At 59.9% G+C, this 21,653-nt stretch carries 17 protein-coding genes; 4 read left to right on the forward strand and 13 right to left on the reverse strand.

All coding sequences use genetic code 11. The annotated features are described in order from the left end of the window. Positions 1-13: 13 nt before the first annotated feature. The 13 genes from CRP02_RS07845 to CRP02_RS07910 form a co-directional block, all read right to left on the reverse strand. Positions 14-1,084: an ABC transporter ATP-binding protein gene (locus tag CRP02_RS07845; protein ID WP_013761937.1), complete on the reverse strand. Its 1,071-nt coding sequence runs from the start codon at positions 1,082-1,084 to the stop codon at positions 14-16. 37 nt (positions 1,085-1,121) lie between these two features. Next, positions 1,122-2,645: a glycerol-3-phosphate dehydrogenase gene (locus CRP02_RS07850; protein ID WP_097170724.1), complete on the reverse strand. Its 1,524-nt coding sequence runs from the start codon at positions 2,643-2,645 to the stop codon at positions 1,122-1,124. Positions 2,646-2,753: 108 nt separating this feature from the next. Continuing rightward, entirely contained in the window at positions 2,754-3,527 is a 774-nt protein-coding gene (locus tag CRP02_RS07855; RefSeq protein WP_065704493.1) for a DeoR/GlpR family DNA-binding transcription regulator, read from the reverse strand. Between the two features lie 141 nt (positions 3,528-3,668). Further along, positions 3,669-5,147 (reverse strand): siroheme synthase CysG, encoded by a 1,479-nt coding sequence (cysG, locus tag CRP02_RS07860; protein WP_179783963.1) that lies wholly within the window; start codon positions 5,145-5,147, stop codon positions 3,669-3,671. Further along, positions 5,119-7,767, reverse strand: a complete 2,649-nt coding sequence (locus CRP02_RS07865) for a nitrate reductase (RefSeq protein ID WP_097170725.1) — start codon at positions 7,765-7,767, stop codon at positions 5,119-5,121. Before CRP02_RS07865 ends, cysG begins: the two co-directional genes overlap by 29 nt. A gap of 214 nt (positions 7,768-7,981) precedes the next feature. Further along, on the reverse strand, positions 7,982-8,317 hold the full coding sequence (gene nirD, locus CRP02_RS07875; RefSeq protein ID WP_003511593.1) for a nitrite reductase small subunit NirD: 336 nt from the start codon (positions 8,315-8,317) through the stop codon (positions 7,982-7,984). Between the two features lie 5 nt (positions 8,318-8,322). Further along, positions 8,323-10,770, reverse strand: coding sequence for a nitrite reductase large subunit NirB (nirB, locus tag CRP02_RS07880; protein ID WP_097170726.1), 2,448 nt, complete (start codon positions 10,768-10,770; stop codon positions 8,323-8,325). 5 nt (positions 10,771-10,775) lie between these two features. Further along, positions 10,776-11,573: an ABC transporter ATP-binding protein gene (locus CRP02_RS07885; protein WP_013761942.1), complete on the reverse strand. Its 798-nt coding sequence runs from the start codon at positions 11,571-11,573 to the stop codon at positions 10,776-10,778. 13 nt (positions 11,574-11,586) lie between these two features. After that, positions 11,587-12,480 carry a nitrate ABC transporter permease gene (gene ntrB / locus CRP02_RS07890; protein WP_097170727.1) on the reverse strand — a complete coding sequence of 298 codons (894 nt, stop codon included), beginning with the start codon at positions 12,478-12,480 and terminating at the stop codon, positions 11,587-11,589. Positions 12,481-12,592: 112 nt separating this feature from the next. After that, positions 12,593-13,885 carry a CmpA/NrtA family ABC transporter substrate-binding protein gene (locus CRP02_RS07895; protein WP_097170728.1) on the reverse strand — a complete coding sequence of 431 codons (1,293 nt, stop codon included), beginning with the start codon at positions 13,883-13,885 and terminating at the stop codon, positions 12,593-12,595. Positions 13,886-14,261: 376 nt separating this feature from the next. Then, the gene (locus CRP02_RS07900) at positions 14,262-15,539 is read right to left on the reverse strand and encodes a CmpA/NrtA family ABC transporter substrate-binding protein (RefSeq protein ID WP_097170729.1); all 1,278 of its coding nucleotides are present in this window, start codon (positions 15,537-15,539) and stop codon (positions 14,262-14,264) included. 36 nt (positions 15,540-15,575) lie between these two features. Next, positions 15,576-16,163 carry an ANTAR domain-containing response regulator gene (locus tag CRP02_RS07905; protein ID WP_003511609.1) on the reverse strand — a complete coding sequence of 196 codons (588 nt, stop codon included), beginning with the start codon at positions 16,161-16,163 and terminating at the stop codon, positions 15,576-15,578. Between the two features lie 102 nt (positions 16,164-16,265). Beyond that, positions 16,266-16,919, reverse strand: a complete 654-nt coding sequence (locus tag CRP02_RS07910; protein ID WP_003511611.1) for a GntR family transcriptional regulator — start codon at positions 16,917-16,919, stop codon at positions 16,266-16,268. A 263-nt stretch (positions 16,920-17,182) separates the two neighbouring features. Here CRP02_RS07910 and CRP02_RS07915 point away from each other — a divergent pair, with 263 nt between their 5' ends. From CRP02_RS07915 to CRP02_RS07930, 4 genes are read left to right on the forward strand one after another with little or no spacing between them, the layout of a single operon-like run. Then, positions 17,183-18,439 carry an NRAMP family divalent metal transporter gene (locus CRP02_RS07915; RefSeq protein ID WP_065662395.1) on the forward strand — a complete coding sequence of 419 codons (1,257 nt, stop codon included), beginning with the start codon at positions 17,183-17,185 and terminating at the stop codon, positions 18,437-18,439. A gap of 19 nt (positions 18,440-18,458) precedes the next feature. Next, entirely contained in the window at positions 18,459-19,241 is a 783-nt protein-coding gene (locus CRP02_RS07920; protein ID WP_097170730.1) for a LamB/YcsF family protein, read from the forward strand. Further along, a complete protein-coding gene (locus tag CRP02_RS07925) occupies positions 19,238-20,047 on the forward strand; it encodes a putative hydro-lyase (RefSeq protein WP_003511619.1) in 810 nt (269 codons plus the stop codon). Before CRP02_RS07920 ends, CRP02_RS07925 begins: the two co-directional genes overlap by 4 nt. Before the next feature lie 7 nt (positions 20,048-20,054). Next, positions 20,055-21,653 (forward strand): 5-oxoprolinase/urea amidolyase family protein, encoded by a 1,599-nt coding sequence (locus tag CRP02_RS07930; RefSeq protein WP_097171293.1) that lies wholly within the window; start codon positions 20,055-20,057, stop codon positions 21,651-21,653.

Here is a 21,653-nt window from a genome sequence, read left to right on the forward strand (position 1 = left end):
GATCGATCTCCCCTTAAGCCGCTTCGCCGATGGCGTGGCCGTGTGTATCGAAAGCCATCAGGTGCCGCGTATCGAGAAACAGCTCGATCTCCGTGTCCGGCTCGATGTCGTGAATGCCCTGCGCCAGCATCACCCAACGCTGGCCTGAAAATTCCACGTGTACGAAGCTTTCCGATCCGGCGATCTCCGAGATCAGTGTCCGCGCCCGGATGGATTGCGCCGCCTGCCCCTTTTGCTGTGGGAAAAGATGATGTGGCTGGAAGGCAATGGTCACTGGACCGTCAGGCATGGCAGCAAGATGCGCCGGCACCGGCACAACCGCATGGTCGGCGCGCGTGAAGGCGCCGCCCGTCTTGATAACCTCGATGGTGTTGAGTGGCGGATCGGCAAATATTTTCGCGGTTACGATATCCACCGGACGCCTGTAAACCTCGATCGTGCGGCTGAATTGCGTCACCTTGCCCTCGTTCAGCGTCGCGGTATTGCCACCAAGCAGTAGAGCTTCGGAGGGTTCCGTCGTGGCGTAAACGAAGATCGCACCGGATTCGGCAAAGATGCGCGGCAATTCCTCACGCAACTCCTCACGAAGCTTGTAGTCGAGATTTGCGAGCGGCTCGTCGAGGAGCACCAGATTGGCGTTTTTGACGATGGCGCGGGCAAGTGCCGTGCGCTGTTGCTGGCCACCGGAAAGGTTGAGCGGTGTGCGGTCGAGATAGGGCGTCAGCCTCAGAAGCTCGGCGGCCTTCCTCACCTCCCTGTCGATCGTTGCCTTGTCCTTGCCGGCAACGCGCATCGGCGAGGCGATGTTTTCATAGACGCTGAGCGCCGGATAATTGATGAACTGCTGATAGACCATGGCGACGTTGCGCTTCTGAACCGGCCAGCCCGTCACGTCCTCCCCATTGAAGAGAATCGTACCGCCACTTGGCTTGTCCAGCCCGGCCATCAACCGCATGAGCGTCGTCTTGCCCGAAAGTGTCGGTCCAAGCAGGACGTTCAGGCTTCCGCGCTGCAACGTCAGATCGGTCGGGTGAATATGATATTCACCGCCGGCCATCTTCGAGACGTTTCGCAATTCAAGCATGGTGATCCAAAGCCTCCTCCGCTTTTTGATCGGATCGTCAGATTGCCTTCAAGCGTCCACCTGCAATGTCATCGATATAATCCTCCAGCCCGCGCACCTCTTCTTGGGTAAAGAAAAGCCCCTGCTTGGTGCGGCGCCACAGAATATCCTCCGCCGTCAGCGCCCATTCCCGCGCCATCAGCCAGCGCACCTCGGCCTCATAAAGCGTGCCACCGAAATGCCGTCCGAGTGCTGCCATGTCCCCGGCATTGCCAATAATCGACACGGCGTCCGTTCCGTAGCAGCGGATGAGCCGCTTCGCATGACGCTCATCGAGGAAAGGATAACGCGACCGCAGGGCCGTGACCTCTGCCGCATAAGCCTCGGCACCGAAATTTCCGCCCGGCAAATGTGAGCCTGCCGTCCACGGCGAGCCCTTTTCACCCAGCGCATCACCGATTTTTTCAAGAGCATGTTCGGCAAGCCGCCGATAGGTGGTGAGCTTGCCACCGAAGATATTGAGAAGCGGCGCTTCGCCTTCAGCTCCTTCGGTTTTCAGCACATAATCGCGGGTTGCCTCCTGCGCTTTCGATGCGCCGTCGTCAAACAGCGGCCGCACGCCGGAATAGGTCCAGACGATATCGGCCGGCGTCACCGGTTCAGCGAAATATTCGCTCGCCGCGTTGCAAAGATAGCTGATCTCCTCGTCGCTGATCTTAACAGCCCGGGGGTCGGCGGTATAGTCGCGATCCGTCGTGCCGATCAGGGTAAAATCCTGCTCATAGGGGATGGCGAAGATGATGCGCCCGTCCGGATTCTGGAAAAAATAGGCGCGCGGATCGGAAAACTTCTTGCGCACGATGATGTGGCTGCCCTGCACGAGGCGGACGTTGTGGACATTGTTTTTACCGAATGTCGCAGCCAGAACCTTGTCCACCCACGGGCCGGCCGCATTTACTAGCATGCGCGCCCGGTAGGTCGCGGTTTCTCCGGCAGCATTTTTCGTTTCGACCCGCCAGAAGGCGCCTTCGCGCCGTGCCGAAACGACCTGCGTGCGGTTGAGGATCAATGCGCCGCGATCGGCGGCATCGCGGGCGTTCAGCACCACAAGACGGGCATCGTCCACCCAGCCGTCAGAATATTCGAAAGCGCGGGCAAAAATCGGCTTCAGCGGTTTCCCTGCGGGATCACGGCGCAGATCGAGCGAGCGGGTGGCGGGCAAAAGCTTGCGGCCGCCGAGATGGTCATAAAGAAAAAGCCCAAGACGCACGAGCCAGGCCGGGCGCACGCCGCCCTTCTGGAACGGCAGAACAAAGCGCATAGGCCAGATGATGTGCGGCGCCATGGCCCACAGCACCTCGCGCTCCATCAGCGCTTCTCGCACCAGACGAAATTCGTAATGTTCGAGATAACGCAAACCGCCATGAATGAGCTTTGTGGCGGCCGACGAGGTGCCGGAGGCAAAATCGTTCATTTCTGCAAGCGCAACGGAATAGCCCCTGCCGACAGCGTCACGCGCGATACCGCAGCCGTTGATGCCGCCGCCGATCACGAAAACATCGTGGATTGCCTCGTCAAACATGGACCCTCCCGCGCTTTCATCGACGCTCTCCTCATCGATATATTGAAAGCACGGACATCTAATTTGAAGACAAAACGAATGTCAAACGAAATTCCGGGGCGGTTCGGATCAAGGCTCCCCAACCTCGGTTTCAATCAACCTGACGTCATGATCGGCACAGATGGATCGGATCGAATCGACCGGACAATGATCGGTAATGAAGGTGTGCACCTGTGAAAGATGGCCGATGCGCACCGGTGCCGTCCGCTCGAATTTCAGCGAATCCGATACAAGAATGACGTGGCGAGCGTTGGACATGATCGCCTGGGCAACCTTGACCTCGCGAAAGTCGAAATCCAGCAAAGCGCCGTCCTCATCGATCGCAGAAACGCCGATGACGGCGAAATCGACCTTGAACTGGCGGATAAAATCCACCGCGGCCTCACCGACGATGCCGCCATCGGAACCGCGCACGACGCCGCCAGCGATCACCACCTCGATGCCCGGAAAAACCCGTAACCTGTTGGCAACATTAATATTGTTGGTGATGACCATCAGCTCGTGATGATCCGCCAGCGCTTCGCCCACCGCCTCGGTCGTCGTGCCGATATTGATGAAAAGCGAGGAGTTGTTGGGGATGAGGGCAGCGGCAGCGGCGCCGATCGCCTGCTTTTCGGAGGAGGCGATCGCACGGCGTGCTTCGTATTTGACGTTTTCGTTGCCGCTCGGAAAAAGCGCGCCGCCATGGATGCGCGTCAGCACCCGCGTATCGCAGAGATCGTTGAGGTCCTTGCGGATCGTCTGTGGCGTTACCGAAAACCGCGTGGCCAGCTCGTCCACCAGCACCCGCCCGGTCGCCTTCGCCAGCGCAACGATTTCATCCTGACGCGGTGTGAGCATCATTTCACCCTCCCTCCTCTTTCAATTTTTTCGTTTTATTGAAGAGCGAACGAAAAACCAATGTCAAGGGACGGTTTTGTGGCACCGATCAGGTCCACTTGCGGAGGTACACAAAAAACGTATCCGCACGGACCAGCAAGATTATTAGCCGGCTTTCTGAATTGACATCGCGACTGGCTCCGGCAGGCCGATCTCGGAAAACGCAGAGATTGCAGCACCAAACGCATCACCGATGCCGATCAGTATAGGCTCGTTCACGCCCAGTCGTTCAACCGCCGCAGCCAGTTGCACGAGCGAACCGCACCAGCGCTGCTCATTTTCGCGGCTGACGGAAATCATGATGGCGACGGGCGTCGAGGCCGGCATGCCATGCGCCAGAAGGGCTTCCTCGATGCTGGCAGCGGTTCGCCCGCCCATGTAAAAAACCGTGGTCACGGAAGGGTTCGACAGCGACTGCCAGTCGATATTCTCCGGCAGCTTGCCCTGTCTGGAATGCCCGGTGACGAAGCGAACCGACTGGGCGTGATCGCGATGGGTGAGGGAAATGCCGAGCCGCGAAGCCATGGCGCTTGCCGCAGTGATGCCGGGTACGATTTCGACTGGGATGTTTTCAGCCTCCAGCGCCGCGATCTCCTCGCCGGCGCGTCCGAAAATCATCGGATCGCCAGATTTCAGCCGCACTACCCTTTTGCCGGCCTTGGCAAGGCGGATCATCATGTCGTTAATATCTTCCTGCTTGCAGCTTTCCCGGCCGCCGCGCTTGCCAACCAGCATGCGCTTCGCCTCCCGCCGCGCCAGTTCCAGCACCTCGGATGAAACGAGATCGTCGAACAGAATGACATCCGCCGCCTGCAGGGCGCGTACCGCTTTCAGCGTCAGCAGCTCAGCATCGCCGGGTCCGGCACCGACCAGCGTCACAAGGCCGCGTCCCGATCCTGTCCGCCCGGCCTGCGTGCCTATGTCTGTCAGCAGCCTTTCTTCGCTGCCCTCATCCAGCCTTTCGGTAAACGCCCGGTCGACAAATTTTTCCCAGAATGATCGCCGCGCCGTGCCGGGCGCGAGGCGTATATTGACCCGCTCTCGGATGGTCTGGGCAAGCGCGCCCCAATCCTTGAGAGCGAGCGGCAGCAAAGTCTCGATGCGTCGGCGAATGGCCTGCGCCAGAATGGGTGCGGCGCCATCGGTGGAGATCGACACCACCACCGGCGAACGATTGACGATGGAGCCAAACTGGAACTGGCAGAATTCCGGCTTGTCGATGACATTGACAGGCACGCCGGCTGAGCGCGCGGCATTGTAAAATCTTTCCGCCTCTTCGTCGGTTTCACAATCCGCCAACGCCAGTTCAGCACCTTTGAAACTATCCGGACCCCAGGAACGGTCATGCCATGTCAGCATCTGGCTTGTTGAGACCAGTGCCGTAAAGCATTCCGAAAGCTCGCTTTCCTCGCAATAGAGATGAAGCTCCGCCCCGCAGGCAAGCAGCAGTTCCGCCTTCCATGCAGCCCCATCCGATCCGCCCGCCAGCACCACACGCTTGCCCTCAAGCCCCCAGAAGACCGGCAACTTGGCAAGCTTCTCCACGCGGTTCGGTTCATTCCGCTGCGGTTTTAAGGCATCCATCGATGATCCCCCTGATCTCGGCGCGGCAGGAGCCGCAATTGGTTCCGGCATTCAACGCAGCACCTATGGCTTCGACGCTGTGGCAGCCATCGCGGATGGCGGCCGTGATCTGGTTGACCCCGACATTGAAGCAGGAGCAGACCATCGCCCCCGGATCGGCGCGGCCGGCGCCGGGACGCCCGGCGACCAGCGCAAAACGCATGCGCAAATCCTCATGGCGTTCGTTCAGCTGTGAAATCGCCCAGTTGCGGGCAACGGCCACCGGCTCTCTGGCGACGAACAGCGCTGCCAGCAAGGTATCACCGTCGAAGAAAGCAAGTCGCAGATCGCCCGTCTGCCGGTCGCTGTAACCCAGAGGCTCAACCCTGATATCGATGCCGAAAACCTGTCGGGCCCAGAGCGTCCAGTCCTGCGGCTGTTCCTCGAAGGCAAGCTCCATGCGGTAGCCGCCATCCGCCTTCGCAACTGCCCAATAGGCGCAGTCCGGCGCATCAGGCCGGGTGCGGGAGATCGCAAATCCATAGGCTTTCGCTACAAAACGTCGTGCACTCACGCCGACATTCTTCGAAGCGGGCTGGCCGGAATGCGGGTCCGTGACCGCTGGCACGAGCATATCGATGCGGGCCTGCGCGGCGAACTGGTCGTTCCAGTGCATAGGCACAAACACAGCTCCCCGCGCCTGCCTCTCGCTGACCAGTGCCCGCAGCAGAACCTTGCCGTGCGGGCTCTCAATCTCCACCAGATCGGCGCTTTCGATGCCCAGCAACTGTGCATCGCGCGGGTGAAGTTCGGCAAAGGGTTCAGCGATATGGGCGGTAAGCCGCGCGCTTTTGCCGGTGCGGGTCATGGTGTGCCATTGGTCGCGGATGCGGCCGGTGTTCAGCGTCAGCGGGTAGTCCGCCGATGTCCTGCCGGTCTCCGGCAGTGCCGTGGCGATGAAGCGGGCCTTGCCATCCGCATGGAAAAAGCGGCCATCCGCGAAAAAGCGGGTAATGGCGGCTTCACCCGCTTCGGCTTTTGGCCATTGAAACGGTGTCATCGTATCGTAGGAATCACGGTCGATCCCGCCGATATCGAAATCACGGCTTCCGGCGTTCTCGAAGCCGGAGAGAGCGGCATGTTCGGCGAAAACCTCAGAAGGTTGCCGGTAGCCGAAGGCAGCGTCAAAACCCATGCGCTGTCCAACTTCGGCGAATTGCCACCAGTCGGCCTTTGCTTCGCCGGGCGCATCAAGAAAACCGCGCTGGCGGGAAATACGTCGTTCGGAATTGGTGACCGTGCCGTCCTTTTCCCCCCAGCCGAGCGATGGCAACAGCACATGGGCGTGGCGGGCGGTATCGGTATTGGCGATGACATCGGACACCACGACAAAGGGACAGGCCTTGATCGCCGCCTCGACGGCACCGGCATCCGGCATGGAAACGACGGGGTTGGTGGCCATGATCCACAGCGCCTTGATGCGGCCATCGGCCACCGCCCGGAACATATCCACCGCCTTGAGGCCAGGCTTCTGCGCAATCGCCGGCGAGGCCCAGAAGCGCTGCACGCGGTCGCGGTCTTCAGCGTTCTCGATGGCCATATGGGCCGCCAGCATATTGGCAAGCCCGCCCACCTCGCGTCCGCCCATGGCGTTGGGCTGGCCGGTCAGCGAAAACGGCCCCATGCCCGGCCGGCCGATACGGCCTGTGGCGAGGTGGCAATTGATGATGGCGTTGACCTTGTCGGTGCCGCTTTGCGACTGGTTGACGCCCTGACTGTAGCAGGTGACGGTTTTTTGGGTGCGTTCGAACAATTCGTAAAAGGAAATCAGTTCCGCGATTGTCAGACCGGTCTTGTCGGCAATCTCCGGCAGGCTGTGCCCGGTCGCTGCCTGCATCGCGGCATCGAAGCCGACAGTGTGGTTTCCAACATAAGCATTATCGAACGCGGAACTGCCGGAAAGATGGGCCAGAAGACCGGTAAACAGCGCCACATCTCCATCCGGGCGGATGGCGAGGTGCATATCGGCAATATCTGCGCTCATCGTCCGGCGCGGATCGATGACCACCACCTTCATGTCCGGCCGCGCCGCCTTTGCGGCAGCAAGCCGTTGATAGAGGACGGGATGACACCAGGCGAGATTGGATCCGGTGAGGATTACCAGATCGGCAAGCTCCATATCCTCATAGGTGCCGGGGACCGTATCGGCCCCGAAGGCGCGGCGATGGCCGGCGACCGAAGACGACATGCAAAGCCTTGAATTCGTATCGATATTGGCCGATCCGATGAAACCCTTCATCAGCTTGTTGGCGAGGTAATAATCCTCCGTCAGCAATTGGCCGGAAACGTAAAAGGCAACCGAATCCGGGCCGTGCTCGGAAATGGCCTCGGAAAATCTTGAAGCAACGAGTTGAAGCGCTTCGTCCCATGCCACCCGCTTTCCGTGGATTTCGGGATGGAGCAGCCGTCCGTCGAGGTCGATGGTTTCGGCAAGAGCCGAACCCTTGGAACACAGCCGGCCGAAATTGGCAGGGTGGTCCGGATCGCCTTTGATGGAAACGATGCCGTCATCGGCAACGGTGGCGATGACGCCGCAGCCGACACCGCAATAGGGACAGGTGGTTTTTGTTTCAACGGGCATGGGTTTGCCCCCTGAGCAAGTGGCGTTTACCCCCCTCTGTCCTGCCGGACATCTCCCCCTCACGGGGGGAGATCAATTGCGGCACCGGCTCTACTTCACAGCTTGCGTCTCCGACAACAGAGATGAAGCGGGAAGCATGCCACTTGTCGATCTCCCCCCTCGAGGGGGAGATATCCGGCAGGACAGAGGGGGGTATCGTCGCCAACATCTGATATCACTCCGCCGCAATCATCAAAGTTTCGAGCGCAATCGAAAGCCGCCCGTCGAGATTGCGGAGAGGAATGGTCCTCACCTCACCCTCATCCGCCCCCAACGCCTTGCCGGTCTCCAGCGAAATGACCCAATTGTGCAAAGGACATGTCACCGAAGCCCCGTGCACGATGCCCTGAGACAGCGGGCCGCCCTTGTGCGGGCAATGATCCTCGATGGCGAAGACCTGATTTTCAGCCGTGCGAAACACGGCGATCTTGCCCATAGGCGTTTTCACGCAGCGCGCGCCGCGCAGCGGAATGTCGGAAATGTCGCCAATATCGATCCAGTTGCTGTCCATCGTTCTCACTCCGCTGCCTCGTTGAAACCGATTGCCGCCATCGGCCTGAATTCGTGCTTGTCGTGGCCGGACACACGTTCCGACCAGGGATCGACCTGCGCGAATTTCTGGCTGAAGACGAAGCGGTCAAAATAGGCCCGGCGCTTGTCGGCATCGTCCATGATCTGGCGGCGGACTTCGTCGTAACCGATGCGCTTGGCCCATTTATAGATGCGCTCGAGGTAGCGCGCCTGCTCGCGGTACATCTGGGTCAACGCCACGATATGCTCCAGCGCCTCATCCTCGGTATGGACGAGGCCCAGCACTTCCGTACCCTTGATATCGAGACCAGCGGCACCGGCGAAGTGGATTTCGAAACCGGAATCGACGCAGATGACGCCGATATCCTTGCATGTCGCCTCAGCGCAGTTTCGCGGACAGCCGGAAACGGCAAGCTTCAGCTTGGCGGGCGTCCATGAGCCCCACATGAATTTTTCGATGCGGATGCCGAGGCCGGTGGAATCCTGCGTGCCGAAGCGGCACCATTGTTCTCCAACGCAGGTCTTCACGGTGCGAAGCCCCTTGGCATAGGCCTGGCCGGAAATGAAACCGGCCTTGCCGAGATCGGCCCAGACCGCCGGCAAATCCTCCTTCTCGATGCCGAGAAGATCGATGCGTTGCCCACCTGTCACCTTCACCATCGGGATTTCGAACTTGTCGACCACATCCGCAATTGCCCGCAGTTCGGAGGAAGATGTGACGCCGCCCCACATGCGCGGAACGACGGAATAGGTGCCGTCCTTCTGGATATTGGCATGGACGCGCTCATTGATATAACGCGACTGGTAGTCGTCGGCATATTCGTCGGGAAAATCGCAGACGAGATAGTAGTTGAGCGCCGGTCTGCACTTGGCGCAGCCGCAGGAGGTCTTCCATTCCAGTTCCTGCATCACGGCGGGAATGGTCTTCAGGCCCTTGGCCTTGATGAGACGGCGCACATCATCGTGGCCGAGATCTGTGCATTTGCACATGGGCTGCACGGCAGCGGGATTGTAGCTGTCGCCAAGCGTCAGCGTCATCAGTTGCTCGACAAGGCCGGTGCAATTGCCGCAGGAGGCGGACGCCTTGGTATGGGCGCGCACATCATCCAGCGAGGTCAGCCCCTTCGAGGTGATGACCGAGGTGATCTTGCCCTTGCAGACGCCGTTGCAGCCGCAGATTTCCGCATCATCCGGCAAGGCTGCAACGGCCGCCATAGGGTCCAGCGGGGACCCTCCCTGATAGGCCTGGCCGAAGATCAGGGTTTCGCGCATGGCGGAAATGTCGGTCGATTTCTTCATCAGGTCGAAGAACCACGAACCATCCGCCGTCTCGCCGTAAAGAACCGCGCCGATGATGCGATTTTCCTTGAGGATCAGGCGCTTGTAGACACCGGCGGTGGCATCGCGCAGCACGATTTCCTCGCGGTCGTCGCCCTCGGCAAAATCGCCGGCGGAAAACAGGTTGATGCCGGTGACCTTCAGTTTGGTATTGGTGACAGACCCATGATATTCGGCCGAACCGTCACAAAGCCGGTCCGCCAGCACCCGCGCAGATTCATAAAGCGGCGCGACCAGCCCGTAGCACATGCCGCGATGCTCGGCGCATTCGCCAAGCGCATATATCGAGGCATCCGACGTCATCATGCCATCATCCACGACGATGCCGCGATTGACGGCGATGCCGGCTTCCTTGGCGAGACCCGAGGCGGGACGGATGCCGACCGCCATCACCACCATGTCGCCTTTAATGACGCGACCGTCTTCCAGCTCGATGCCTTCGACCTTCTCCGCGCCGAGAATGCATTTGGTATTTGCCTTGGTGATGATGTCGATGCCGCGCTCGTTCAGCGCCTTTTCCAGAAGATAGGCCGCTGCCGGATCGAGCTGCCGCTCCATGATCGTCGGCATCAGATGGATGACGGTGACGTCCATTCCCTGGCGCTTGAGGCCATAAGCTGCTTCCAGACCCAGAAGGCCGGCACCGATGACGATGGCGCGGCCCTTGCCCTCGGCGATTTCAAGCATCTTCGTCACATCGTCGAGATCGCGATAGGCGAGAACGCCCGGCAATTGATGGCCAGGGACGGGAATGATGAAGGGCAGGGAACCGGTGGCGATTACCAGCCTGTCGTAGGAAACGGTGATGCCGTTTTCGCTTGTTACGGTCTTGTTGTCGCGGTCGATGCCGGTGACCTTCGCGCCCTTGTGCAGCGTCACATTGTTGGCCGCGTACCATTCGTCATTGTGGATGACGATATCTTCATAGCTCTTTTCGCCTGAGAGTACTGGCGAGAGCATGATGCGGTCGTAATTGACGCGCGGCTCGGCGTTGAAAATGGTGACGTCGTAGAGGCCGGGGGCGGTTTCGAAAAGGTTTTCCAGCATGCGCCCCGGCGCCATGCCATTGCCGATGATGACGAGTTTTTGCGCCATAGTGGTTACTCCGCAGCTTCGACGAAGCGGTGACGTTCGTAAAGGAACTTCAGCACGGCCTCGCGGCATTTGAGGTAGGTCTTGTCGGATGCAAGCTCGATGCGGTTGCGCGGGCGCGGCAGCGGCACGTCAAGCACTTCGCCGATATGGGCGGCCGGACCGTTGGTCATCATCACGATACGGTCGGACAGCAGCACCGCCTCATCCACATCGTGGGTGATCATGACCATGGTGTTGCCAAGCCGGGCGTGGATTTCCATCACGGCGTCCTGAAGGTGGGCGCGCGTCAGCGCATCCAGTGCGCCGAAAGGCTCGTCCAGCAGCAGGATTTTCGGCTCCATGGCGAGCGCCCGGGCAATGCCGACGCGCTGCTTCATGCCGCCGGAAATTTCAGACGGTTTCTTGTCCTTGGCATGGGCCATCTGCACCAGATCCAGATTGCGCATGACCCAGTCGTGGCGTTCCGCTTTGGTCTTGGTATTGCTGAAGACCTTCGCGACGGCGAGGTTGACGTTTTCATAAACCGAAAGCCAGGGGAGCAGGCTGTGGTTCTGGAAGACGACGGCGCGTTCCGGACCTGGTTCGTTGACCTCGCGGTTTTCCAGAAGCACGACGCCTGCTGAGACTTTGGTCAGCCCGGCGATGAGGTTGAGCATGGTGGACTTGCCGCAGCCGGAATGACCGATGACCGAGACGAATTCGCCCTTGCCGATGGTCAGGTTGATGCCTTTCAGCACTTCGGCGCGCGAACCGCCCTTGTCGAAATATTTGTCTATATGATCGAGTTTCAGATAAGCGTTCATGATGGTCGCCCTTTTAGTTGGCCGCAGCGCCGCGGGTGATGACCTTGCCGAGCGCCGCTACCAGCTTGTCGAGCATGAAGCCGACAACGCCGATGTAAGCGAGCGCCACGATGATGTCGGGCAGGCGCGAGGAGTTCCACGCATCCCAGATGAAGAAGCCGATACCGACACCGCCGGTGAGCATTTCCGCAGCCACGATGGCGAGCCAGGAGAGGCCGATGCCGATGCGCAGACCGGTGAAGATGTAGGGCGCGGCCGACGGCAGCATGATCTTGAAGAAGAATTCGATCTGATTGAGCCGCAGCACCTTCGCAACGTTGCGATAATCCTGCGGAATGTTGCGCACGCCGACCGCCGTATTGATGATGACGGGCCAGATGGAGGTGATGAAGATCACGAAAATGGCCGACGGATTGCTGTCCTGAAAGGCGGCAAGTGAAAGCGGCAGCCAGGCGAGCGGCGGCACGGTGCGCAGGACCTGAAAAATCGGGTCGAGGCCGCGCATGGCCCAGACCGACTGGCCGATGACTGCACCGAGAATGATGCCGGCGATGGCCGCAAGGCCGAAACCGTATGCCACGCGCTCCAGCGAGACGAGCACGCGCAAGCCGAGGCCGATATCCTGCGAACCATTGTGGAAGAACGGCGATACGATGAGATCGTAGCTTTCCTCGAATACCTGGCTTGGCGGCGGTAGAGACGAGCCGGGGGCGGAACAGAGCACCTGCCAGACGCCCAGCAGAACGGCGAGGACGACAAACGGCGGTATGATATTGCGGGCCGCCGCAGCACCCAGTTTACGCAGATTGAACCGCGAGGGATGTTTGGGCGGAAGGGTCACGACGTTTGCCTTTTGTGCCACCGGTTGCTGCGGCTGTTCCTTGAAATTTTGAGCCAATGCGGACATGGCGTTTCCTTTGGATTTCGGTTGCGGTCAGGGTCTCGCCCCTCACCCGGCCTTTGGTGTCCATCTTCAAACGGCGACCCGGCAGAGGAGGGGCGACACCCGTGTCTCCTCCTCAGGAGGCTGCCTTGATGGAAAGACTTTCGAGATAGGCCGACGGGTTTTCCGGGTCGAAGACCTTGCCGTCGAAGAAGGTTTCCTTGCCGCGCGACGTGGAGGCGGGAATATCGGCAACACCGAGATCCTTTGCCGCGTCGCGCCAGATGTCCTCGCGGTTGACCTTAGCAACCAGCGCCTTCACGTCCGTATCGGGTGCAAATTTACCCCAGCGGATGTTTTCCGCGATGAACCAGCTGTCATGGCTGCGGAAGGGATAGGACGCGTGATCCTGCCAGAACTTCATCTGCAGACCGGTATTTTCCAGCACGCGGCCGTTGCCGTAGTTGATATTGCCCTTGAGGCGGCCAAGAACGTCCTTCGGCGGCACGTTGAACCATTGGCGCTTGCCGAGGATCGTGGACATCTCCTCCTTGTTCGCCATCTCATCGCACCATTGCTGGGCCTCCATCACGGCCATCAGCAATGCCTTGGTGGCGTTGGGGTTCTTTTCCACCCAGTCGGCGCGCATGCCGAGCGCCTTTTCGGGATGCCCTTTCCAGAGTTCCCCGGTGGTACAGGCAGTAAAGCCGATGCCCTGATTGACGAGTTGCTCGTTCCAGGGTTCGCCCACACAGAAGACGTCCATATTGCCGACCTTCATATTGGCGACCATCTGCGGCGGCGGAACGACGATGGTGGAGACGTCCTTGTCCGGGTCGATGCCGCCGGCGGCCAGCCAATAGCGCATCCACAGATCATGCGTGCCGCCGGGAAATGTCATGGCAGCCTTGATTTCCTTGCCTTCTGCCTTCTTCTTCTCGAAAGCCGCCTTCAGCTTGGACGCGTCGAGCTGAACGCCGGTTTCAGCATATTCCTTGGCGACGGAAATACCCTGGCTGTCGAGATTGAGGCGGGCGATAAGCGCCATCGGCACAGGCACGTTGTTCTGCGTCACCTTGCCGGTATGCATGAGATAGGGCATCGGGGTCAGGATATGCGCGCCATCAATGCCGTTCGATGCGCCGCCGAGCACGAGATTGTCACGTGTCGCACCCCAGGATGCCTGTTTGAGAACCTCGACATCCGGCATGCCATGCTTGGTGAACAGTCCCTTTTCCGCCGCGATGATAAGCGGGGCGGCGTCGGTCAGCGCGATGAAGCCGATTTTCGCGCCCTTCACTTCCGGCTCAGCCGTGGCTGCGAAAGCGCCTGACGGAAAAGCGGTACGCACGGCGGTAACAAGGGCTGCAGTAGCTGTCGTCTTCAGTATCGTGCGGCGGCTGACATCGCCCGAGAATATCTTTTTCATTCGCATCTTCCCCTTATTGGACCACCGCATGGGTGGCGCGTTCGCTTGCGAAAAAACCTGAAAATAAAAAAACGCCGCTCGGTGTTTGCGCCTTCGGAACGGGAGGTGTTCCGGGCAGCAAAACCTTGCGACGTCTATGTCTGTGAAAGCGCTTATGCCGCGCCCTGCTCGCCCCGATCGCCGTTGACCAGTGCAAAGACGAAGACGCAAGAGGCGTGCCAGTTTTATTTATGGAAGCTATCGCATTGGAAAAAAACGGAATTTCCGAGATTGAATCGGACGATTAAATTTTAATCAGCAGAAATTTTGTCTATGGTTTGCGCAACTGGATAAATTCCGCGCTTGAAATTTGCGCAGCTTGCCCGGCCGACGGCTGTCAGGCCTCGCTTTGGGAGATGGAAAACGGGGCAGAACTGCGCACGGAAAAGCCGTTCACATAGCCAGCAATGTCTGCGGGATCGAAAACAAAACCGTCCACGAACCGGTCACCCGCATCCTGCCCTTCGACTCGAATATCGGCATCATCGGGCGCATTGGCATCGCCCAGCGCCGCCCGATAAATATTCGGACGGTAAGCGGACAGGGTGGCCTCCACACCACCTTGCGAAAATTCCGTCTGCCCCCAGCGGATCATCTGGCTGTAAATCCACAATGCCTGGCTCTGGCGCGGATAATTGGCATGGCCGCCGTGGAAGAGGAAATATTTGTCGATGACCCGGCGGTTGCCCTGGCTGTCGATGTTGAATTCACCGGCAAGCACATGGCGGATGATGCTTTGCGGCGCACCGATATAACGCGGATCGGCAAGTGTCCTGCTCAGATCATCGTGATTTTCCGCAAGGTCGCACCAACGCGCGGCGGCATCGAGCGCCGTCAGCAGCCGGCTGACCGTTTCCTGCTGGCTTTCAGCCCATTCAGGCCGCATCCCGATCACCTTTTCCGGCGCAGACGGCCACAAATCCTGCTTGGCAGCGACGATCCTGCCCACACCGCGCTCGGCGGCAACGATGTTCCACGGCGCACCGACACAGAAACCATCGATGGCGCCCGCCGCCAATGCATCCGACGTCAATGGCGGTGGTACGACCACCAGTTTAACGTCGTGATCGGGATGAATGCCACCAGCGGCGAGCCAATAGCGAAATTCGTAATTGTGCGAGGAAAACGGGTATGTCATGCCGAGCGTCGGTGTAGCTTCGCCCCGCGCTCGCATGTCATCCAGCACCTGCTTTAAGGCCTTCGCATTTTCCAGCGCCCCCGCCGTTTCGGAAAGCCCCGTCAACGCCTTCATCCGGGCAAAAAGCCGCGTTGAAAGCGTTATCGCATTGCCGCCGCGTCCAAGTGAAAACGGCGTGATCGTCGGCGAAGGGTTCGAGCCGAGTCCCAGCATGGAGGCAACGGGCATCGGCGACAGCATATGGGCAATGTCGAATTGCCGGAATGCCAGCCGGTCGCGCACATTCGCCCAGGACACATCCTTGACGAGATCGAGCGTCAGGCCTTCGCGCTCGGCAAAGCCGAATTCCGCCGCAGCAATGAGGACGGACGCATCGACAAGAGGAATAAAACCTGCCCGCAGGATTTTTTGCCGGTCGCTGCCAACGATTGCCGGCGCGCCCGCTTTTGAACCGGCCGATTTTTCCTGTGCCGCCATATCATACACTCCTCGACTGTCCCGCCGGCGGGTTCGTTACATCAACAGACCGGCCGCGGTGACCACGCTTTGCGCGATCTCGGATATTTTCTTTTTCTCGTTCATCGCCGTTTGCCGCAGAAGCGCAAAAGCCTCCTCTTCGGACAGGCCACGCATTTTCATCAAAATGCCTTTGGCGCGCTCGATGACCTTGCGCTCCTCGAGCGCCGATTTTGCTTCGGCAAGTTCCTGTCGCAGACGGCTGAAAGCGTTGAAGCGGCTGACCGCCATATCGAGGATGGGTTTGACGCGCTCTTTCTTCAGCCCGTCAACGACATAGGCCGAAACACCGGCCTCAACGGCCGCCTCGATGGACGCGGTATCGGAGCGGTCGACAAACATGGCGATCGGCCGGCCGACCGTGCGTGTCAACTGAAACAGATGCTCCATCATGTCCCGGTTGGGATTTTCAAGATCGATGAAGATGACATCGGGCTGCAGCGTCTCGATGGTCCGCGCCACGCCGTGCACCTCATGGATGAGCGTCACGCGATTATACCCGGCCTCGCGCAGCCCCTCCTCGATGATCGAGGCGCGGATCGCGTTTTCGTCTATAACGAGAATGGTGAGGTCGCGAAGCGTCATGTCGGCATTGATGACGCACCGCAACAAACTTGGCAATCAGGCGCCGATATAAAAATGGAGCGGACGTGAAAGGGACGTTTTCATCCCGCTCCGCCTGATTTCTCAGGACGCCCGTTCGAGCGCCTTCAAAACCGTCCGCTCGGAAAGATTGAGATAGATTTCCATCTCGTCACCGGCCTCAGCCGCCTTGCCCTCTTCCATCAGCGACAGGATCTTGCTGTTCATGTCCACAAAGGGGGAATGGAGCTGTTCCGGGTCTTTCAGCAGGCCGAAACAAAGCCTGAGCTCAGCGGCGATTCGCTCGTAAAAATCGCTGAGACGAGCGCTGTCGAGAAGGTCGACCACGGCGGCGTGGAACTTCATGTTGGCGCTGCCCACGCCTAACCAGTCTGCCTGGTCGCGCTTTATCCTGGCATCATCGACCGCCGTGCGCATTGTCCGGATGGCCGGGTGCTTGTGCCAGGCCTGACGCAGCGCCCCGCATTCGACCATGCGGCGCACCCTGTAAATATCAATCACCGAAGCCAGGGTGGGAACGGCGACAAAAACGCCGCGATTGGCCTCGTGACGCAGCAGACCATCCTTGGTCAGGAGACGAAAGGCTTCACGCAGCGAATTGCGGGAGACCTCGAAACGTTCGCTGAAGGCTGCTTCCGAAAGACGCTGGCCCGGCATCAGCTCACCGGAGATCAGCAGGGTGCGAATACCCTTTGCCAATCGATCCGCAAGCGGCAGACCCTCTATCGTTTCCGTCATGGCGCTTTCCTTAAGAGCAATGCAACATTGGGAATTCCGTGACAGGCATGTTCGGACACGGCATGATTGCCCATAGCACAAAGCTTCAGCAAAGCGCCAAAAAAACGTGATGAATTCATACTCATAACGTCCAACAAATAGACAAAATAAAAGAACGATTATCATTTATTGTTGAACAATATTGACAATCTCACGGAACAAGACAAGATCGGCGGCATAAAGCATCCGCGAGGGGCGGATTGCGACAGGAGCGGAGAAAATCCATGGAGCAGAAAATGCCCACGCCCGCCGACCCGAATGAGGCGGCACAGAAGGCAAAGAACCAACGTTATGCCCTGCTTTCGGCGATGTTCTTGATGTCGATGTCCGCCGTCGGGCCGGGCTTCATCACCCAGACAGCGAATTTTACGGTGAAACTGGGCGCCGCATTTGCATTTGCCATCATCATTTCCATCCTGATCGACTTTGTCGTGCAGGCCAATATCTGGCGCATCGTCACCATCACCCGCATGCGGGCCCCTGCCATCGCCAATGCCGCCATTCCGGGTTCTGGCTATCTGCTGGCCATCCTCGTCATCATCGGCGGCCTGTTCTTCAACGTCGGTAACATCGGCGGCGCAGGCCTCGGCTTCAACGCCATGATCGACCTTGACCCGAAGATCGGTGGCGCCATCGGCGCACTGGCGGCCATCGGCATCTTCCTGTCGCGCCGGGCGGGCATCGCCATGGACCGCGTCGTTTTTGTGGCCGCCTTCGTCAAGCTCGCGCTGATTCTTTATGCGGCATATGTTTCCGGCCCGCCGGTCGCGGAAGCTTTCCGTCAGACCTTCCTGCCTGATACCGTCGACTTCGTCACCATCACCACCATCGTCGGCGGCACGGTCGGCGGCTACATCACCTACGCTGGCGCGCATCGCCTGCTGGACAAGGGAATGGTCGGCGTTGAAAATATCAACGCGGTCAATCGCGCCGCCCTGAGCGGCATCGCGATTACCGGCGTGCTGCGCTACATCCTGTTCCTCGCCATTCTCGGCGTCGTCGCAAGCGGCGTGGTCATCGATCTCTCGGGCAAGGCCGCGAACCCGGCAGGTCAGGCCTTCCATGCCGCAGCCGGCAATATCGGCTACCGTCTGTTTGGCGCGGTCTTCCTCGCCTCGGCCATGACCAGCATCATCGGTGCGGCCTACACCTCCGTTTCGTTCCTGACGGCATTTAAGCCCGACATCACGGAACGCCAGCGCAATCTAGCCACCGTCGGCTTCATCGCCATCTCGCTGATCGCCTATGTCATTATCACCACACCGCCCGCAGCCATGCTCGTCTTTGTCGGCGGCCTCAACGGTCTCGTTCTGCCGATCGGCCTTTCGATCTTCATGTATGCCGCATGGAAACGCGCCGATCTGATGCATGGCTATCACTACCCGCGCTGGCTGCTCGTGCTTGGCGTGCTGACCTGCGTACTCACCTGGTATATGGCCTATAAGTCGGCGGGCGCGATTTTCGCCCTGCTCGGCTACTGATAATTAAAGGGAGGCAAACATGGCCGCTATCGATCTCAACAGCGATCTTGGCGAAAGTTACGGCGCGTGGAGCATGGGGGACGACGAGGCGATGCTCGTCATCGTTTCCAGCGCCAATATCGCCTGCGGATTTCACGCCGGCGACCCGGCCGGGATTTACCGCACCGTCAAGGCCGCCGCCCAAAAAGGCGTGGTCGTGGGCGCCCATGTCTCCTATCCGGACCGCGTCGGCTTTGGCCGCCGCGATCTGGATGTAACCTCCGAAGAGCTGATCGCCGATGTCATCTACCAGATCGGCGCACTGAAGGGTGTCGCCGCCGCTGCCGGAACCACGGTGCGTTACGTGAAGCCGCATGGCGCGCTTTACAACCGCATCGCCAATGACGCGAAACAGGGACAGGCGGTCATCGACGGTATCAAGGCCGTCGATCCCTCGCTGGTGCTGATGGGTCTTGCCAATGCGCCCATCCTCGATCTCGCCCGCAAGGCAGGCCTTGCCGTCGTCGCAGAAGCCTTTGCTGACCGCGCCTATACGCCCGAAGGCCAACTCGTCTCGCGCCGTGAGGCGGGCGCCGTACTGCACGACGCTGCCAAAATTGCCGACCGGATGGTGCAGCTTGCCCGCGAAGGAACACTCGAAGCCATCGACGGCAGCAGTATCAAGATAGAAGCACAATCCATCTGCGTGCATGGCGACAGCCCCGGCGCGGTCGCGATCGCCCAGGAAATCCGCCGCCGTTTCGAAGCCGAGGGCATCGAAATCCGCTCTTTTGCATCCATTCTTCAAAAGGGCGACCAATGACGATACCCTTATCCTTTCTGAGCCACACCAATGCGGATGCCGCCCGGACGGCTCGCGCCGATTATCGTGGCGGCCTCGTTGCTCCGACCTCCGGCATCGCTCCCGGTTTCACGCAGGCCAACATGATCGTGCTGCCGCGCGACTGGGCCTTCGATTTCCTGCTTTATGCGCAGCGTAATCCCAAGCCCTGCCCGGTGCTAGATGTTTCAGATCCCGGCTCACCAACCACGCTTCTTGCCCCCGGTGCCGATCTTAGGACCGACCTGCCGCTTTACCGTATCTGGCGGGATGGCAAACTTGCCGAGGAAACGGCGGATGCGACCGCCGCCTGGGCAGAGCGCGACGATCTCGTCGCTTTCCTGATCGGTTGCAGTTTTACCTTTGAAACGCCGATGGTCGAAGCGGGTATCGAAATCCGTCACATGACCGACAAAAGCAACGTTCCGATGTATCTGACCAACCGCCCGTGCCGGCCGGCCGGACGATTTAAGGGCAACATGGTCGTTTCCATGCGGCCGATCCCGGCTTCGCGCGTGGCCGATGCCGCGACAATTTCGGGACGTTTTCCGGCGGTTCACGGTGCGCCCGTGCATGTCGGCGCGCCGGAAGAAATCGGCATATCGGATCTCGCGAAACCGGATTTCGGTGATGCGGTGCGGATCGAGCCCGGCGAGGTTCCAGTTTTCTGGGCCTGCGGCGTGACGCCTCAGGCTGCGGTCATGGCCTCCGGTGTGCCTTTCGCGATTACGCATGCGCCCGGACACATGTTCATCACCGACATTCCCGATTCTGCCTATCACGCGTGAGGATATGATGCGCTTTCTCCCCGTCAGCCTCACCACCATTCTCGTCGAACTTGCCGATCTCGATGAAACGCTGGCGCTGTTCGCCTCGCTTCAGAACGATCCGATCGAGGGCATCGACGAAACGGTTCCGGCTGCCCGCACCCTGATGATCCGTTTCCGCCCCGAAAAGATTGGCGCAGAGGCGCTGGTTGCACGGCTTTCCAGCCGCGATCTCTCCGCAAAAATCGCGCCCTCGGACAATCTGGTGGAAATCCCCGTCCATTATAACGGCGAGGATCTGGCCGACGTTGCCGAACTGACCGGCATGAGCGTCGACGACGTCATCCGCCGCCATACCGAAAGCGAATTCACCGTGGCCTTCTGCGGTTTCGCGCCCGGCTTCGGTTATCTGGTTGGCGGCGATACGGCTCTTCACGTGCCGCGCCGGCAAAGCCCGCGTACCCGCATTCCGGCGGGTTCGGTGGCGCTGGCTGGCGCCTTCAGCGGCGTCTATCCGCAAAACAGCCCCGGCGGCTGGCAGATCATCGGCACCACACCGGTGAAGATGTGGGATATAGACCGTGATCCCGGTGCGCTTTTCCAGCCGGGTTATCGCGTGCGTTTCTTCGATATGGACAAGGCCGGAAGAACGGTTGATGTTCCCGCCTCCGCGCCGCGCACCGCCCAGACTGAGATGACAAGAGAAGGCCCGCATTTCGAGGTGCTCGCGGCCCCCATGCCCGCCATTTTTCAGGATCTCGGCCGCTTCGGCCAAACCGGACAGGGCGTCTCCGCCTCCGGCGCACTGGATCGTGGCGCGTTTAACGCCGCCAACCGTATCGTCGGCAATCCCGTCAACTCGCCGTGTCTCGAGCTCACGCTCGGCGGTTTTTCCTTCAAAAGCACGAGCCGCGCCGTTATCGGCATTGCGGGCGCGCCCTGCCCCATCACCGTCAAGACCGCAGAACGCAGTTTCACTGCACAAACCTATGTTCCCGTCTCTCTCGAACCCGGCGATATCGTAACCTTGGGTCAGCCGCCGAAGGGCATGCGCTGTTATCTTGCTGTGCGTGGCGGGTTCGATGTCGAGCCCGTGCTTGGCAGCTATGCGACGGATACGCTCGCCGTAGTCGGTCCAGAAAGCGTGACTGCGGGCACTATCCTGCTGCTGAAGGGTGAAAAGACCGGGCTTTCCAGCGTGTCTGTCGACGAGGCTCCGGCCTTCGATCCGCCGGCAACCGGCGATATTGTGACGCTCGACGTGGTTCTCGGGCCGCGCACCGACTGGTTCACGCAAAAGGGTCTAGACACGTTGACCGGCCAACTCTGGCAGGTCACGCCGCAATCCAACCGCGTCGGCATCCGCCTTGCCGGCGAAGTGCCGATGGAGCGCAGGGACAGTGCCGAATTGCCGAGCGAAGGCACGGCCACCGGAGCAATCCAGATTCCCCATAGCGGCCAGCCCGTTCTCTTCCTTGCCGACCACCCGTTGACCGGCGGCTATCCCGTCATCGGCGCGGTCGCGGAATACCATCTCGATCTCGCGGGGCAAATCCCCGTCAATGCCAAAATCAAGTTCCGCCCGATCGGCCCTTTTGCCGAAATCGCGGCGGCTAAAAGTCTGTAG

Source organism: Rhizobium sp. AN5, from assembly GCF_900215255.1.
Lineage (GTDB): Bacteria > Pseudomonadota > Alphaproteobacteria > Rhizobiales > Rhizobiaceae > Agrobacterium > Agrobacterium tumefaciens.

Bases quoted from the DNA above. Each gene is read 5' to 3' on its own strand.
- CRP02_RS07850 (WP_097170724.1), bottom strand. From the start codon at position 2,645: ATGTTTGACGAGGCAATCCACGATGTTTTCGTGATCGGCGGCGGCATC.
- nirB (WP_097170726.1), bottom strand. From the start codon at position 10,770: ATGGCGCAAAAACTCGTCATCATCGGCAATGGCATGGCGCCGGGGCGC.
- CRP02_RS07900 (WP_097170729.1), bottom strand. From the start codon at position 15,539: ATGGCGGCACAGGAAAAATCGGCCGGTTCAAAAGCGGGCGCGCCGGCA.
- CRP02_RS07930 (WP_097171293.1), top strand. From the start codon at position 20,055: ATGCGCTTTCTCCCCGTCAGCCTCACCACCATTCTCGTCGAACTTGCC.
- ntrB (WP_097170727.1), bottom strand. From the start codon at position 12,480: ATGTCCGCATTGGCTCAAAATTTCAAGGAACAGCCGCAGCAACCGGTG.
- CRP02_RS07920 (WP_097170730.1), top strand. From the start codon at position 18,459: ATGGCCGCTATCGATCTCAACAGCGATCTTGGCGAAAGTTACGGCGCG.
- cysG (WP_179783963.1), bottom strand. From the start codon at position 5,147: ATGGATGCCTTAAAACCGCAGCGGAATGAACCGAACCGCGTGGAGAAG.
- CRP02_RS07885 (WP_013761942.1), bottom strand. From the start codon at position 11,573: ATGAACGCTTATCTGAAACTCGATCATATAGACAAATATTTCGACAAG.
- CRP02_RS07895 (WP_097170728.1), bottom strand. From the start codon at position 13,885: ATGAAAAAGATATTCTCGGGCGATGTCAGCCGCCGCACGATACTGAAG.
- nirD (WP_003511593.1), bottom strand. From the start codon at position 8,317: ATGGACAGCAACTGGATCGATATTGGCGACATTTCCGACATTCCGCTG.
- CRP02_RS07905 (WP_003511609.1), bottom strand. From the start codon at position 16,163: ATGACGCTTCGCGACCTCACCATTCTCGTTATAGACGAAAACGCGATC.
- CRP02_RS07910 (WP_003511611.1), bottom strand. From the start codon at position 16,919: ATGACGGAAACGATAGAGGGTCTGCCGCTTGCGGATCGATTGGCAAAG.
- CRP02_RS07845 (WP_013761937.1), bottom strand. From the start codon at position 1,084: ATGCTTGAATTGCGAAACGTCTCGAAGATGGCCGGCGGTGAATATCAT.
- CRP02_RS07865 (WP_097170725.1), bottom strand. From the start codon at position 7,767: ATGCCCGTTGAAACAAAAACCACCTGTCCCTATTGCGGTGTCGGCTGC.
- CRP02_RS07915 (WP_065662395.1), top strand. From the start codon at position 17,183: ATGGAGCAGAAAATGCCCACGCCCGCCGACCCGAATGAGGCGGCACAG.
- CRP02_RS07855 (WP_065704493.1), bottom strand. From the start codon at position 3,527: ATGATGCTCACACCGCGTCAGGATGAAATCGTTGCGCTGGCGAAGGCG.
- CRP02_RS07925 (WP_003511619.1), top strand. From the start codon at position 19,238: ATGACGATACCCTTATCCTTTCTGAGCCACACCAATGCGGATGCCGCC.